This is a genomic window from Enterobacter vonholyi (assembly GCF_008364555.1).
In the GTDB taxonomy this organism is placed as follows: Bacteria; Pseudomonadota; Gammaproteobacteria; order Enterobacterales; family Enterobacteriaceae; genus Enterobacter; species Enterobacter vonholyi.
Genome location: NZ_VTUC01000001.1, coordinates 167,351 through 183,228 on the forward strand (window position 1 = coordinate 167,351; position 15,878 = coordinate 183,228).

Genomic DNA, 15,878 nt, shown 5'->3' on the forward strand with positions numbered 1-15,878 from the left:
TCATCTTTATTTGCAGGTTTACCATATGAAATAGGCATAAGCTCTCCTTGCAAAGGTCATGACTTAGTGATCTTAGATACTCCACCTCTATTATGGAAAAATCGATGGTAGTAATTAAAGCCGGAACTTAATGGTTTCCGGCATATTGCATTCATTTATCTAAATAAAAAAACATGTGCCCTAGCCATAAAAATAATCATAGAATGCATTAAAACTTTCATTACCGATAAGAGGCACAATTCTTTTCCGCAACTCATCAATAAAGTCATCTTTCACTTCGTCATTATCATCTGCTATATCAAAGATATCGTATTGACCATATACCAAATCAATAAGCTCAGCCAATGAAAATATAAATCCAGAGAGACTGCCAGCTATTTTAAATGGTTCAATTACATCATAACTAGCATAGACAGAGGTATTCCCTTCATCGATAACCGCAATTATAGGTTTACCTCCACCTAAATCATCACCAAAAACAAGATAATTGTTTGGTAAGTATTCATAACCACTTTGAGCCTTCGAGAGCTCACTGACAGAATGAATTTTAATTGGCGTGAAGCCTGTTTCAATCTTTAATTTTTCAGGATTATAATTTTTATATAAGTAATCAACATCTGTTGAACGAGGTAAGCTGGACGGGAATGCATTATCCAAGTCATTGATTGTATTAAAATTCCCTGACAGCGAGAATTTTTTGCAAACAGCAACAAGTTTTTTTAAAGACTCTTCAATTTCACTCATAACAATACCTCACATTCAGCATATTCATTGATATTATTGACAGCTCTTCAAATTCTTACGGGTAAGATTACGGTCTATCAATCGTCCTTTACCTGGAGTCTCATAGCTGCCACGGTGGCCTTGTAGACCATGTAAATGCTCATCATAGCCGCTTGGATGATTAGCATTCTGGAGAAATACAATATTCCTTGGATCACCTTGCCATTTCCCTCCCAGAACACCATTACCTTTCACACTATTGATATGATGGCCTGTATAACCCATTTCGGACATAACCGACGATAATTGGCGATTATTTTTTGTGCTTAATATTACTTCGCGTTCAGCGGCCGTCCAGTCTCGGCTTCCACCACCAGCCGCAACTAGTTCCCTTTCTTCTCCCCATGCTCGGCTTATTGCTGTCGCCCTAGCTCCCGGTTGCGCGCTAAGGGTGGGATCTGGTTTATAACGAACTAAACCTTGCGCAGAGAGTCCCCACGGATCAATCCACCCCAACGGATTTGGCGCATACTGATAAAGGTTCCACCCACCATTCAACCCAATCGGGTCCTGCACAATAAACCGCCCGACCTGCGGGTCGTAGTAGCGGAACAGGTTATAGTGCAATCCCGTTTCACCGTCAGCGTACTGCCCGGCATAGCGAAGCGGCTGGTGTGGCATCGCCGTACGGTTCACAACCCGTGAGAACCCTTCGCTCTGGTGGCGTACCTCGCCAAAGCTGTCGAACTGGCCGCTCCAGCGCACCGCGCCGCGCTCGTCTGTGACCTCCAGCGGCGCGCCGTTCAGGTCGGTGTTGAACCAGTAAATCTCACCGCTGCTCTGGTCTCGAAGGTGATCCACCCGCGCCAGCGGGCTCCAGGCCTCATTCGGATCGTAAACATAGGTGCTGCACAGCCCGCTCTCCTGCTGCTCCTGCAGCAGGCGGTAGCCCTGCCACAGGAAGCGCGTTTCTGTGGTGCCGTGCGTCGTAGTGACGATTTTGCGCGTACGGCGGCCCAGAGCGTCGTAGTGATAGCGCGCCTCAAACCGCCCTTCCGGCCCGGTTCCCCGGGCGGACACCAGACGGTTCTCGGCGTCATACGCATAATGCTGTTCATACAGCCCGTTCCGGCGGCTGACCAGGTTGCCCCAGGAGTCGTATTTCATAAACAGCGCCTGCCAGTGCTGCAGGCGGTTATCCGTGACCGGTTCCGCATCGTCATTGGCGGCGAGGTTATCCGCGGCGTCATAGCTGAACTGCGCGCGGCTGTGCCCCTGGCGGGCCTCGTAGTGCTTCAGCAGACGCCCTTCGGCGTCGTAGCCGTAGTCCACCTCACCGCGCAGGGTGTCGCTGACGCCGGAAAGCTCGCCGCGTGCGGTGTAGCGATACAGGCGTTCCAGTATCGCCTGCTCCGGCAGGGTCACGTCCGTGCTTAATTCGCTGCGCTGCAGGGTGCGTCTGCCGAGGCTGTCATAATGGCGAATCTGCTCGCGCGCGCCCTGAGTGCGGCGCACCTCGCGGTGCAGGCGGTCGCGGGTGAACTCGGTCACCAACTGCTGCCCGAAGCGGATGGCGCTGACGTGGCCGGAGCCGTAGTGCAGCCACGCCAGCTTTTGCTCGCCGGGCAGCGTCAGGCCGGTCAGGTTGCTCAGGGCATCCCATTCGTAGCCCACCGCGCCGTTAATGCCGGACTCGCTCAGCACGCGCCCGGCGGCGTCGTGGCGGTAAGCGATCTCATCGCTTTCTATACCCAGGGCAACGCCTTCGGCCGTCGGCGTGCGGCGGATGCGGGTGATCTGGCCGCTCAGATCGCGAAAGTAGCGGTACTCCGCTTGGCGCTGAGTGCGTCCGATCAGCAGCCCGCTGTCGTCATAGCTGAACTGCTGGACGCGACGGGCGATGCCGCCGTCGGCGGCAGGCCGTCCGTTTTCTTCGAGCGCGCAGAGGAACCCTCGCGCGTCCCATTCCATATGGCGCACGGTCTCATCCGGGCGCGTTTCGCTGAGCGGGCGGCCCACGGCGTCGTAGGTGAAGCGGTATTCCGCCCCGTTGCCGTTATCAAGTCGCAGCAGGTTGCCGCGCGGGTCGTAGCGCCACTGGCGCACGCGGCCAATACGGTCGGTGAGGCTGACCGGGAGGCCGAGCACGTTGTAGGCCCAGCTCACCTCGCTTTCCAGCGGATCGCGCCAGCCCGTGAGCTGGCCGCGTTCGTTCCACACCAGCGACTCGCGGCTGCCGTCCGGGTGGATCACGGCGATCAGCAGCCCGGCACGGCTCCACTCCCGGCGCGTGATATTCCCTTCCGCATCCTCACTGGCAATCAGTTGCCCGAATCGATCGTAGGTGAAGCGGGTGACGCTGCCGGAGCAGTCGGTGCGCTGCGTCAGCAGCCCCTGGTGGTTCCAGACCAGGCGCACCACGCCGCCGACGGCGTCGGTAATGCTCTCCGGCAGGTTTTCTTCATCGTCAGGATAGCGATACGCGGTGGTGCTACCGGCCGGATACGTTTCCGACAGCAGACGACCGCGAAGGTCGTACATGGCCTGCGATGAGGTGCCGTCCGGGTACACCGTGCGGGTGATGCGGTCGGTCAGGCGATGCCAGTGATACTCGGTGCGGCGGCCCGCCGGGTCCGTCTCGCTGGTCATGCGGCCGTATTTGTCCCACGTGCTGCGGCGCATCGCGCCGCCGGGCAGAATAACGTCGCAGAGCTCGCCGTCGCGGTAAACAAACGTCGTCTGGCGACCGTCGTAATCCGCGAAGCGCGCGACGTTGTCGTCGTCGTCCACCAGCCAGTGCGCCTGAGCGCCGTCTTCGCGGGTCGCGCGGCGGGTGCCGTTATCAAAATCATATTCGAACGTCAGCTGTTCGCCGCCGCTGTGGCGGAAGCCGACCACGCGCGGCAGGCCGTCAATCTCCCGCCAGCGGTATTCGCTCAGCAGGCCGTTGACGTCCTCGTGGGCGCTCATCAGCCCGTCCTGCCAGCGGAAGCGTCGGCGCACGCTACCGCCCCGGCCGGTCACACAGACCAGCTGGCGCTGTTCATCATAAGCGTAACTGACCAGGCAGATCTCGTCATCCAGCCAGGCGCCGAGGAGCCTGTCACGGTCGTAGCGGCAGACCACGCGCTGGCCCGCGCTGTCGGTCAGGGCATGCAGGGTATTATCCGCATTCCACTCGAAGAGGATATCGTTGCCGCAGGGTTCAGAGATGCGCTGGAGCAGCGACGGGGCATCATCCTTAAGCGGTGAATAGCGCCAGCGTTCGCCGCTGACGTCATACACCGACCAGCTGTCGTCCTGATGATGTTCAAGCCAGTTCTTTTCGCTTTCGCAGTAGGTGCGCATCCCTTTCGGGACCTTCGGGAAGGCGACGTAATCGCCGGACGGCGCGCGCCACACCAGGCCGTCCTGATACGGCTCAAGGCGGCTTTCCCAGAACAGGCTCCAGCCGCGGCCCAGCACGCTGTCGCCGGGGTTGCCGCTGCGCCAGTAGCGCTGCCAGCGCACCGGAAGACGGGAAGGCAGGACGAAGTCCAGCTCATCATCCCCGCTGAGAAACTTCTGTCCGCTGACGATATCTACCGGGCGGGCGATAATCCCCGCGGCCGCCACGCCGGTCATCAGCGTGCCGGCGCGACAGGCGATACGGGCCAGCTTGTTGATACCGGGGATTTTGCCCAGCAGCTTAGAGAGCGCCCCGACTTTACCAGCGGCACCGCCCCACCCGCCGATAAGCCCGGCGAACAACAGGGTAAGATCGGAGACTTTGTAGAGCCACTCGGGGACTTCAGACTGAATGGGCAGGGTTTGCTGCGGATCGCCGCCGATAATGACGTTGTTCGAACCGGTCATCACCTTCGCGTCGCAGGTGGTTCGATCCCCGATGCGTGCCGCAGGCAGGCCGTTGATAGAGACCCGCGAAGAGCCTTCGGCCATCTGCTGCGAGCCGTCGTCAGAGCACTTCACCGCGCTGTCTGTTGCCATGGCTGCGGGTTTACCATTGATATACACATTGGGCGAGCCGGAGGTGATGACGCCTTTCTTCGTCATGCTGGATGCCCCGGCGTCCGCGATGCTGTCCCGGGCGGCGGTCGCCAGCTCCCCGGTATAATATCCCACGGCCAGGCTGGCGCCGACGAGCAGGACGCCCACCCCAAGACAGGATGCGCCGAGACCCGCAATAAACATGGCCCCCGCCAGGATGCCCCCGGCGGCGGCAATCAGGCCACCGACAATCGTTCCGGCAATCATCCCGGCCAGCGCACCGGAATGTCCGATATCATCGCCAACGCGTGCTGCTTCAAACATAACAACTGTCCCTGGTGTTAATGGTGGAAGCGGAAGCTCCTGAGAAGATCGCCAAACAGCGCGCTGTCGGCATCGCCCAGCGCACGGGTGCAGGTCATGGTGAAGACCAGAATTTTATCGCTGTCGACATTAAATACGGCCTGCTGCTGCCAGATGCGTTTCCCGTCGCGCAGGTAGCTGGCATGGACAATTTCACCCTGGGAAAGATTGTCGCCAAGCGTAGCGGCGCTGCGCTCACCCTGCTTCCAGCCCTTGATGTGTTTTTCCATCAGGGCAAGCTGGCGATCGATATACGCGGCAAGCGCTTCGCCGGGGTTGAGGGTATCGCGGGAGATATTGAACGCCGGCGCATCCGCAGCGGGCGGCGCGAATACGTTGACGGTACGATCCTGATAACCCTCAGGAAAGGTGATCTGTCCTTCACTGAAAAGGCACTGCGAATGTAGTTCTGACATTGAGCGGGTCCCACCACATATTTTCAGAAGCGGCAAGTTTCGCATATGTGTTTAAGGCTGACTATCCCCAGATTATTGCCCAACGCCAGCCCTCGCCGAACGGAAAAACAGTAACCGTTAACCCGGCCCCTCGCTCCCTGCCGCCAGCAGCGGTACCACCACGTCGCTGATGGGCACCGCAATGCCGTGTTTGCGGCCGTAGCGCTGGATGACGCCGTTGCGGATATCCCACTCCATCGGGCGATCCGCCTGACGGTCAGCCAGAATCGACGTACCCAGGTCCACGGGCGCGCGCTGAAAGTTCACCAGAATCTCCTGCGCCACGTCATCGTTCAGCTTCGCCCCTTCGGCGCGGGCGACGGCCAGCCCCTCGCGCAGGTAGGCCAGCGAAAGTTCGCTGATATCCTCGCGCCTGAACATCCCGGCGCGGCGGTTGGCGAGCACCATCAGCCCGGCGACCGCGTTTTGCAGCAGTTTGCGCCAGGCGACGGTGGGGAAATCTGCCGAGAGTTCAACTTCACAGCGCGTACCGCGAAGCGCCTCCACCACCCGCTGTGCCTGCGGCACGTCCGGCAGCGTCAGGCGCGGTTTGGCGCGCAGCCAGACGGAGGCATCCGGCTCGCGCTGCGCCGGGAACCAGACTACCGACGGCAGCACCGTTGCGCCACTGACCAAATGCTCAAGCTGAGCCTTCTGCTCTACGCCGTTTTGCAGGGCGCAGACCACCGTATTTTCATCGCACAGCGCGCGCAGCCATCCGGCGCTGTCGGCATTTTGCGTCGTTTTCACTGCGATAAACACGAGATCAACGGGACGCGTAATGGCCGTCGGGTCGGTTAGTACCGGACCGGGCACCACCGTTTCACCTTCGTCGTGGCGCAGGCGTAATTCCGGATGCGCGGTCCGTCCGCAGAGCAATGGCGTGCGGCCAGCGTCATGCAGTACCGCGGCAATGGTGGTGCCAATCGCACCGGGTCCTATCAGCGCAATGGTTGTATAGTCAGACATGATACACTCCCCTTTTGCTAAGCCTGCTATCAGTTATACCACCCTGAGACGAGCGCGCCACACCCGTTGTCTATACTCAACATTCACAGACAACGGAGTGCGCCATGCCTTTACCCGATTTCAAATCCTCTGAACCGTTCACCCTTGGCATCGAGCTCGAACTGCAGGTGGTTAACCCGCCGGGGTACGATCTCAGCCAGGACTCCTCCGCGCTCATCGCCGCCGTCAAAGACGACATCAAAGGCGGTGAAGTCAAACACGATATCACCGAAAGCATGCTCGAAATCGCCACCGGCGTGTGTCAGACCATCGACCAGGCAGCGGCGCAGTTCTCGGTGATGCAGCAGAGCATCCTGCGCGCGGCGGCGGAGCAGCATATCCAGATCTGCGGCGGCGGGACGCACCCGTTCCAGAAATGGCAGCGCCAGGAGGTGTGCGACGACGAGCGCTATAACGTCACGCTGGAGCGCTTTGGCTATCTGATTTTGCAGGCGACGGTATTCGGTCAGCACGTTCACGTCGGCTGCCGGACCGGGGATGACGCCATTTACCTCCTGCACGGCCTGTCGCGCTTTGTGCCGCACTTTATTGCCCTGGCGGCCGCCTCGCCGTACATGCAAGGCACCGACACGAAGTTCTCCTCGTCGCGGCTCAATATCTTCTCCGGGTTCCCGGATAACGGACAGATGCCGTGGGTAAACAGCTGGCAGGAGTTTGAAGGGCTGTTCCGCCGCCTGAGCTCCACCAGCATGATCGACAGCATCAAGGATCTGCACTGGGATATTCGCCCCAGCCCGCATTTTGGCACCGTGGAGGTGCGGGTGATGGATACGCCGCTGACGCTCGGCCACGCGATTAACATCGCCGGGTTGATTCAGGCCACGTCGCACTGGCTGTTGACCACGCGGCCGTATAAGCATCAGGAACGGGATTTTCTGCTGTACCGTTTTAACCGTTTTCAGGCATGTCGCTACGGGCTGGAGGGGATCCTGACGGACGTGCATACCGGTGAGCAAAAAACCGTGGCGGAAGACATCGCCTGGCTGCTGGAGCAGGTGGCGCCGTCGGCCGATAAGCTCGGCGCGACGAGCGCAATCAATGAAATTGCCCTGCTGTTAAAGCAGGGCAAGAGCGAGGCGCAGCGCATGCGGGACTTTATCGCCGACGGCGGCTCGCTAATTTCTCTGGTGCAGAAGCACTGCGAGCTGTGGGCGACGAGTCCGTAAGGCCGTGGCCCCACTCGCGCAGGCGCTGGAACAGCACGAACAGCGCCGGGATAAACAGGATCCCCACCACGGTCGCCACCAGCATGCCGCTGAACACCGTGGTGCCGATGATGCGGCGGCTCTGGGCACCCGCCCCGGTCGCCAGCATCATGGGCAGAACGCCGATGATGAACGATACGGCGGTCATCATCACCGCGCGGAAGCGGCGCGAGGCCCCTTCCCGCGCGGCATCGACAATCTCCATTCCGTCCAAACGCCGCGCGCGGGCGAACTCGACGATAAGAATCGCGTTTTTGGCCGCTAACGCGATCAGCAATACCAGACCAATCTGCACGTACACGTCGTTGGCGTATCCGGCCATCCACAGCCAGACCAGCGCCCCGCCGAGGGCGAACAGCACCGAGAGCATCACGCTCGCCGGGAGCGTCCAGCTCTCGTACTGTGCCACGAGGAACAGCCACGCCATCACCACCGCCGCCAGCACAATCCAGATCGCCTGATTGCCTGTCTGCTGCTCCTGATACGACATGCCGCTCCAGGCGTAGTCGTATCCGGCCGGCAGGCTCTCTGCCAGAATATCGCCCATCACCGCCATCGCGGTGCTGCTGCTCACCCCAGTTGCTGCAGAGCCGCTCACCGAAACGGACGGGAACTGGTTGTACTGCTGCAGGAACGGAGCGCCGACGGTCGGCGTGATGGTGACGAGGTTGCTCAGGCGCACCCGCTCGCCGCTGTTGCTGCGCACGAACAGCTCGCTGATTTGTTCGGCGCGCTCGCGCCACTGCATCTCGTTCTGCAACACCACGTGGTAGACGCGGTTGTTGATGCTGAAATCCCCGGCGCGCGTGCCGCCAAAGGCGGTTTGCAGGCTGCTGAAGATACGTGACACCGGCACGTCGAGGCGGGCGGCACGCTCGCGGTCAACGGTCAGCGTCAGCTGCGGCACGTTGCTGCTCCAGGTGGTGAACACGCGGGTCAGCTGCGGGTGCTGGTTGGCTTTCGCCAGCACCTCACGCGTCACGCGCTCCAGTTCCGCCGGGCTCTGCCCCGCCTGAGCCTGGATGCGCAGGTCAAAGCCGGAGGCGTTGCCCAGCCCCGGCAGCGTCGGCGGCGCGAAGGTCATGATGGTGGCTTCCGGCAGGGCCAGCAGCTGGCGCTGCAGGGTGCCCATCACCTCTTCCAGCGGCGGACGCGCGCTCCAGTCCTTCAGCATGATGGAGATAAACCCGCCGTTGGAGGCGCTGGTGCCGTTGAGGATGTTAAACCCGGAGACCTGAATCACGTCCTCCACCGCCGGATGTTTGGCGATAAGCTCCCGCGCGGTGGTCATCACCGCTTCGGTCCGCTCCAGCGAGGCCGCTTCCGGCAGCTGGACGCTGGCGAAGAAGTAGCCCTGGTCCTCCTGCGGCAGGAAGCCTTTTGGCATCGACATAAAGCTGAACAGCACGACTGCCGCCGCGCCTGCGGTGGCCAGCAGCGCCAGCCACGGACGCAGGTTTAAGACATTCACGATGCGGGTGTAGAAACCTCGCGTGGCGTCCAGCCCGCGGTTAAAGGCGCGATAAACGGCCGCCGGTTTCTCCGGGCGCGGACGCAGCAGCATCGCGCACAGGGCGGGCGTCAGGGTCAGCGCTACAAGGCTTGAGAGCGTCACGGCGGTGGAGAGCGTAACCGCGAACTGGCGGTACAGCTCGCCGACAATCCCCGGCAGCAGCGCCACCGGCACAAATACCGCCAGCAGCACCAGCGTCGTCGCGATGACCGGCCCGGCAATCTGGCGCAGCGCCAGCGCGGTCGCCGCCGTGCGGCTCTGCCCTTCCGCCATCAGCGTTTCGACGCTCTCCACCACCACGATGGCGTCATCCACCACCATGGTCAGCGCCAGAATGATGGCAAACAGGCTGAGCGTGTTGGCGGAGTAGCCGAGCGTATAGAGCACCGCAAAGGTGCCCACCAGCGACACCGGAATGGCGAGGGCGACAATCAGCGTCGCGCGCCAGCTCTGCAGGAACAGGGAAACGACCACCACCACCGCCAGCATCGTCAGCGCCAGCGAGACGCCGATCTCCTTAATGGTCGCGGCAACAAAGGAGGTGGTGTCGAACTTCACCTCGTAGACCAGGTCGTCCGGGAAGCGCGTCGAGAGGCGCTCCAGCTCCGCGCGCACCGCGTCGGCCACGCGCAGGGCGTTGGCGGACGGCGTCGGGTAGATGCCGAGGTAGGCGGAATCGTGCCCATTCAGCTGCGCGCCGGAACTGTAGCTGCGCGAGCCGAGCTCGATGGTGGCGACGTCCTTCAGGCGCACCAGCTGGCCCATCTCCCCCGCGCGAATAATGATGTCGGCAAAGTCTTCGGCCAGGCTTAAGCGCCCCAGCCCGTTGATGGTCAGGGTCTGCTGCTGGCCGTTAAACACCGGCGGCGTGCCCACCTGGCCCGCCGCACCCTGCACGTTCTGCTCGCGCAGCGCCTGCGCCACGTCGTCGGTGGTGACGTTCAGGGCGTTCATGCGGTCCGGACGCAGCCAGATGCGCATGCTGTAGTCACGCGCGCCAAACATCTGCACCTGCCCCACGCCGGGCAGACGCGACAGCGCCTCGCGCACCTGGGTGCTGGCGTAGTTGCTGACGAACAGCGGCGTGTGGGTGTTGTTCGGTGAGTAAAGACTTACCCCCATCATCAGGTTGGTGGCGCGCTTGCGCACCTGCACGCCATTTTGCTGCGCCTCGGTCGGCAGCTGCGCCACGGCCTGCGCCACGCGGTTTTGCACGTCGATGGCGGCGAGATCCGGATCCGTGCCCGCCGCAAAGGTAATGTTCAGGCTGTAAGTGCCTTCGTCCGAACTGGTGGACTCCATGTAGAGCATATGGTCCACGCCGTTCAGCTGCGTCTCCAGCGGCGTGGCGATGGCCTCCGCCACGTCAGCCGAGCTGGCGCCCGGCCAGCTGGCAGAGACGTTCACCACCGGCGGCGCGATCTGCGGGTACTGCTCCACCGGAATAATCCTCAGCGCAATGGCCCCCAGCAGGGTGATGACCAGCGCAATCACCATCGCGAAGCGCGGGCGTTTGATGAAAAACGTCAGCATGATGGCTCCTTAATTCAGTATCTGGACGGCAGCGCCGGGCTGCACGCGCTGCGCACCGTCAGTAATCGCTCGCTCACCGGACTTCACGCCGGATAAAATCCGGAACTGCTGGCCGATCTGTCCGGCGACCTTCAGCGGGCGCATTTCGGCTTTACCGTCAGCGTTAACCACCCAGGCAAAGAACCCGTCGCCGTTCTGCTGGACCGCGGCGGCAGGCAGGGCCAGCACCGGCTGCTCGCTTGCCGGACGCAAAAACACGTTCACATTGCCGCCGGGCAGGAGCTGATGGCGCGGGTTGGCAAACTCGGCGCGCAGCATAACGCTGGCGGTACGCGGGTCAATGCGGTTATCCACTGACGTCAGCTCGCCGCTGACGCGCTGGCCGTTGCTGTCGATCAGCGCCTGCCAGGCACGCTTCATGGCGTTGATATCCGCATGCTGTCCGGCTTTGGTGGAAAATGCCCCCTCTTCCAGCGCAAAGGCGATGCGGATCGGGTCAAGCTGCACCACCTCCACCAAAACGCCGCTCGCTGGGTTGACCAGGCTACCCACGTGGAAGCTGCTGTGGCCCACGCGGCCGTCAATTGGCGAGGTGATTCGGGTGTAGCTCAGGGTGACGTTGCGGGCTTCGAGCCGGGCCTTCGCCTGCTCGAGAGCGGCACTGGCGACGTCGCGCTGCATGCGGGCGTTGTCCACGTCGTGACGGCTGATGGCGTTGCTGCTGCCCAGGCTTTCAAAGCGGGAAAGCTGCTGCTGCGCCTGGCGCAGCGTGGCTTCGGCGCTTTTCACTTCGGCCTGCGCCAGGCGCAGGGCTGCGCGCGGCTCGGCGTCGTCCAGCTCAAACAGCACGTCGCCTTTTTTCACGTACTGCCCGTCGCGGAAGTTAATTTTGGTAATCATGCCTTCCGTACGCGCGCGCAGCTCAACGGTGTGGATGGCTTCGATGCGGCCCGGGATCTGGCGCTCGGCGGCGTGGGCGGTCTGCTCCACGGTGGCGACGCGAACGGGGATCGCGGCGGCGAAGACGGGTTGCAGGGTACTGACAAGAAGTGCGAACAGGAGTGGAAGTTTCATGGGAGTACCTCAGCGTTGTCTCCCCTCACCCCGGCCCTCTCCCCAGAGGGGCGAGGGAGAAAACCGAGCCCAAGGGAGAGTACCAGACTGTCCCCTCTCCCTTGTGGGGAGAGGGTTAGGGTGAGAGGTAAAGTTTTAGTTATGCAGCCTTACGGAACCTGCGGGTCAGTCGCTTCTCGATTTCGACGACGAAGAACATCACGCCTGCAACGACCAGTGTCACAAACCAGTAGCGCAGCGGCAGGGCTTCGGTACCGAACAGCATCTGCATAAACGGCAGGTAGATAATCGCCGCCTGGAGCAGGAACAGCACGCCCGTCACCAGCCAGATCCCTTTGTTCGCCAGCAGGCCACGGTTGAGGGAGAACCCTTCGGTGTTGCGGCAGTTAATCATGTACACCCACTGGGCGCAGACCAGCATCTGCAGCAGCACGGTGCGGATGAACTCCGCGCTGTGGCCGCGCGGGGCGAGCCAGGCTTCCAGCGCAAAGGCGGCGATGGCAATCATGGTGCCGACGAAAGCCACGCGCCACACGGCGTAGGCGTCCATTACGTGCTGCCCGGTCTGGCGCGGCGGGCGGCGCATAATGTTGCGCTCGGCAGCTTCGAAGGCCAGGCCGAAGGAGAGCGTGGCGGAGGTGGCCATGTTCATCCACAGAATCAGCACCGGCGTCAGCGGAATAATGTTCCCCGCCAGCAGCGCAATCACAATCAGCAGCCCCTGCGCCAGGTTGGTCGGCATGATGAACAGGATGGTCTTCTTCAGGTTGTCGTATACGCGACGCCCCTCTTTCACCGCGCTGGCGATGGTGGCGAAGTTATCGTCCGTAAGGACCATATCCGCCGCCTCTTTGGTCACTTCCGTGCCCTTGATGCCCATCGCGATGCCCACGTCCGCCTGACGCAGCGCCGGGGCGTCGTTTACGCCGTCGCCGGTCATGCCAACGATTTCGCCTTTGTCCTGCAGCGCTTTCACCAGGCGCAGCTTATGCTCCGGGCTGGTGCGGGCGAAGATGTCATACTTCACCGCGGCTTCCGCCAGCGCGGCGTCGTCCATCTTCTCCAGCTCGTAGCCGGTGACCGCCTGCTCGCTGTTGGCGATCCCCAGCATCTGGCCGATGCTCATCGCCGTCTGCGGGTGATCCCCGGTGATCATCTTCACGCGGATCCCCGCCTGCTGGCAGGCGTTAATCGCATCAATCGCTTCCGGACGCGGCGGATCCATCATCCCGGCGATGCCGAGGAAGATCAGGCCGTGGCTAAGGTCGTCGTGCGTCAGTTCCTGCTCGCCGTTCGCTGGCTTGAACGCCGCGGCGACCATGCGCAGCCCCTGACGCGCATAGCGCTCCATCTCACTTTCCCAGTACGTGCGGTTGAAGGCTTCCGTACCGTGACGGGTCTGCTGCTGCGAACACAGGGCAAAAATCACGTCCGGCGCGCCGGTGATCAGGATCTGCTCCTCGCTGCCAATCTGGTAGTGGGTGCTCATGTACTTGTACTGCGAGTCGAACGGGATCTTGTTAACCAGCGTGGTCATTACCGGCTCAAGGCTGGCCTTCGCCGCCAGCACCTTCAGCGCGCCCTCGGTCGGCCCACCGGTGATGCCCCACAGGCCTCGCTCGTCCTGAATCAGCTGGCTGTCGTTACACAGGTCGATGGTACGCAGATACTGCTCCAGCACGGTGCCCGGCTGGATGTGGACCGGCTCGTCACTACCTTCCAGATAGATGTTGCCTACCGGCTCGTAGCTGTTGCCGTCCACGCGGTAGCAGGCGTCGGCGGTGATGATGGCTTTAACCGTCATCTCGTTCATGGTAAGGGTGCCGGTTTTATCCGAGCAGACCACGGTCATCGCGCCGAGCGTTTCAACCGTCGGCAGCTTGCGGATAATCGCCCGCTTGCGCGCCATCGCCTGCACGCCCAGCGAAAGGATGATGGAGATGATTGCCGGCAAACCTTCCGGTACGGAGGCAACCGCCAGGCTAATCAGAGAGAGCAGGAGCTCGCCCATCGGGATCTCGCGGAACGCCAGGCTGAAGACAAACAGCGCGGCCATCATCGCCAGAATAATCACGAAGATCGCTTTACCCAGCTTGTCCATCTGCACCAGCAGCGGCGTACGGTGCTTTTCGATACCCGCCATCATCTGGTTGATGTGGCCGAGTTCCGTATCCTTACCGGTCGCGGTGACCACACCGATACCGCCGCCCGCGCTGACGGTCGTCCCGGAGAAGACCATGTTGGTGCGATCGCCCAGCGGTAATTCCCCGCTCAGTGGATTAACGTGTTTATCCACCACGGTGGATTCACCGGTCAGAATCGCCTCTTCCACGCGTAAATTATGCGCTTCAATTAGACGCATATCCGCCGGAATACGATCCCCCGCGCGTAATACAATAATATCGCCCGGGACTATTTCAGTTGTGGGGATTGTGTCGTGAATGCCGTTACGAATAACGCGCGCCTCGCTGGCGAGCATATTACGAATACTCTTCAGGGATTTTTCCGCGTTGCTTTCCTGAATATGACCAATTAGGGCATTGATTACCGCGACGCCCAAAATAACCAGCGTATCAACCCAGTGGCCCATTACTGCCGTTAATACGGCGGCGGCCAGCAGGACATAAATCAGCACATCATTAAAATGGGCTAAGAAACGCAGCCAGGCGGGTTTGCCTTTTTTCTCCGGCAGCGCGTTCGGCCCTGTTTTTTGCAGACGCGCCTGCGCCTCTGCACGGTCCAGACCGCTTGCCTGGCTCTGCGCATGTGCAAGCGCCTGCTCTACGGTCTGCTGGTATGCCAGCCCGCCGGAAGGCGGCACGTTAGGAGTCAATTTTTTTTCAGTCATCGTATTTTTCCTTCAATTTCCGGTGAACAGAAGCCTGAATTCCTTTCGGGCTTAAATAAATTCATTTTAAAGTCTTGCGGGTAAAATTGATCCACCGCAATATAATGACTTCTCGGTTATTCAAAACTGATTAAAACTATTTCGATGATCTGATTTTTACAAAATATTTCTAAACCAAAACTAAACGAGGGGGAACCATGTGGGGTATTTATCGCGGGCGCAGACTGGTGTTATACGTTATCGCGGCCATTGTTATTGCCACGTTAATTGGTTATAGCACCTATACATTTGTAAAATTATTTTCCTGATGCGGACGTTTATTTACATAACGCGATATTAATATAAACGCCGGGTCGTATGTTGTTATTTGTGCGCAGTAATAATGTCTTTGTTTTATTCAAAAAGGTCAGCGGGGCTGATATTGCTTTACGTTACAGAATGCCGGACAATGACATTTTTAACTGACGATTAACATTACGATGAAACACCCGCTAGAATCGCTGCTCACCGCAGGCGGCATTTTATTACTGGCCCTGCTTTCGTGCCTGCTGCTCCCGGCGCCTTCGCTTGGGCTGGTGCTGGCGCAGAAGCTGGTTCAGACCTTTCACATGGTCGATCTGAACCAGCTTTACACCATTCTGTTCTGCGTGTGGTTTTTACTGCTCGGGACGATTGAATTCTTCGTGCTGCGTTTCGTCTGGCGACGCTGGTTTTCCCTGGCATCCTGAGCCAATAAAAAAGCCGGGTGGCGGCTTCGCCTTACCCGGCCTACACGCGAAAGGTTAATGTGTCTGGCTATGGTTCTCTTTACGGTACGCTCCAGGTGGCTGGTTGAACGTACGGGTGAAGATACGGGTAAACGTCTGCTGCGAGTCAAATCCGTAACGCAGGCAGATGTCGTACACCCGGGCGTCGGATTCACGCAGATCGCGCGCCGCCAGCAGCAGCTTACGTTCACGGATATAACGCCCCAGACTCTCCCCTTTGTACTGCATAAATAGCCGTTGTAGGTGCCATTTCGAGTAACCCGCGTGGCGGGCTATCTCTTCAATTCGTAATGGCTGGTGCAGATTGTCGTCGATCCATTCGACGATAGTGTCGATGACTTGAGCGGAAATGGTCATACTGCTGTCCCCCTCTGCTACTCG

At 60.2% G+C, this 15,878-nt stretch carries 10 protein-coding genes; 2 read left to right on the plus strand and 8 right to left on the minus strand.

Annotation, left to right across the window (positions count from 1 at the left end; all coding sequences use genetic code 11):
- Positions 1-180: 180 nt before the first annotated feature.
- From F0319_RS00850 to F0319_RS00865, 4 genes are all read right to left on the minus strand, one after another.
- Positions 181-744 carry a hypothetical protein gene (locus F0319_RS00850; protein ID WP_045401990.1) on the minus strand — a complete coding sequence of 188 codons (564 nt, stop codon included), beginning with the start codon at positions 742-744 and terminating at the stop codon, positions 181-183.
- Positions 745-777: 33 nt separating this feature from the next.
- Positions 778-5,034 (minus strand): RHS repeat-associated core domain-containing protein, encoded by a 4,257-nt coding sequence (locus F0319_RS00855; protein WP_149366068.1) that lies wholly within the window; start codon positions 5,032-5,034, stop codon positions 778-780.
- 17 nt (positions 5,035-5,051) lie between these two features.
- Positions 5,052-5,489: a DcrB-related protein gene (locus F0319_RS00860; protein WP_149366069.1), complete on the minus strand. Its 438-nt coding sequence runs from the start codon at positions 5,487-5,489 to the stop codon at positions 5,052-5,054.
- Between the two features lie 117 nt (positions 5,490-5,606).
- Positions 5,607-6,497, minus strand: coding sequence for an oxidoreductase (locus F0319_RS00865; RefSeq protein ID WP_149366070.1), 891 nt, complete (start codon positions 6,495-6,497; stop codon positions 5,607-5,609).
- A 104-nt stretch (positions 6,498-6,601) separates the two neighbouring features.
- Between F0319_RS00865 and F0319_RS00870 the strand changes: the two genes are divergently transcribed.
- A complete protein-coding gene (locus F0319_RS00870; protein WP_111964467.1) occupies positions 6,602-7,723 on the plus strand; it encodes a YbdK family carboxylate-amine ligase in 1,122 nt (373 codons plus the stop codon).
- Here F0319_RS00870 and F0319_RS00875 read toward each other — a convergent pair.
- From F0319_RS00875 to F0319_RS00885, 3 genes are all read right to left on the minus strand, one after another.
- Positions 7,653-10,808: an efflux RND transporter permease subunit gene (locus tag F0319_RS00875; protein WP_149366071.1), complete on the minus strand. Its 3,156-nt coding sequence runs from the start codon at positions 10,806-10,808 to the stop codon at positions 7,653-7,655. The two genes, F0319_RS00870 and F0319_RS00875, sit on opposite strands and share 71 nt — an antisense overlap.
- Positions 10,809-10,817: 9 nt before the next feature.
- Positions 10,818-11,882, minus strand: a complete 1,065-nt coding sequence (locus tag F0319_RS00880) for an efflux RND transporter periplasmic adaptor subunit (RefSeq protein WP_149366072.1) — start codon at positions 11,880-11,882, stop codon at positions 10,818-10,820.
- 139 nt (positions 11,883-12,021) lie between these two features.
- A complete protein-coding gene (locus F0319_RS00885; RefSeq protein ID WP_149366073.1) occupies positions 12,022-14,730 on the minus strand; it encodes a cation-transporting P-type ATPase in 2,709 nt (902 codons plus the stop codon).
- 479 nt (positions 14,731-15,209) lie between these two features.
- Between F0319_RS00885 and F0319_RS00890 the strand changes: the two genes are divergently transcribed.
- The gene (locus F0319_RS00890; RefSeq protein WP_149366074.1) at positions 15,210-15,458 is read left to right on the plus strand and encodes a DUF1158 domain-containing protein; all 249 of its coding nucleotides are present in this window, start codon (positions 15,210-15,212) and stop codon (positions 15,456-15,458) included.
- A gap of 54 nt (positions 15,459-15,512) precedes the next feature.
- Here F0319_RS00890 and F0319_RS00895 read toward each other — a convergent pair whose 3' ends face one another.
- Positions 15,513-15,854, minus strand: a complete 342-nt coding sequence (locus F0319_RS00895) for a RamA family antibiotic efflux transcriptional regulator (protein WP_010428317.1) — start codon at positions 15,852-15,854, stop codon at positions 15,513-15,515.
- Positions 15,855-15,878: the final 24 nt, after the last annotated feature.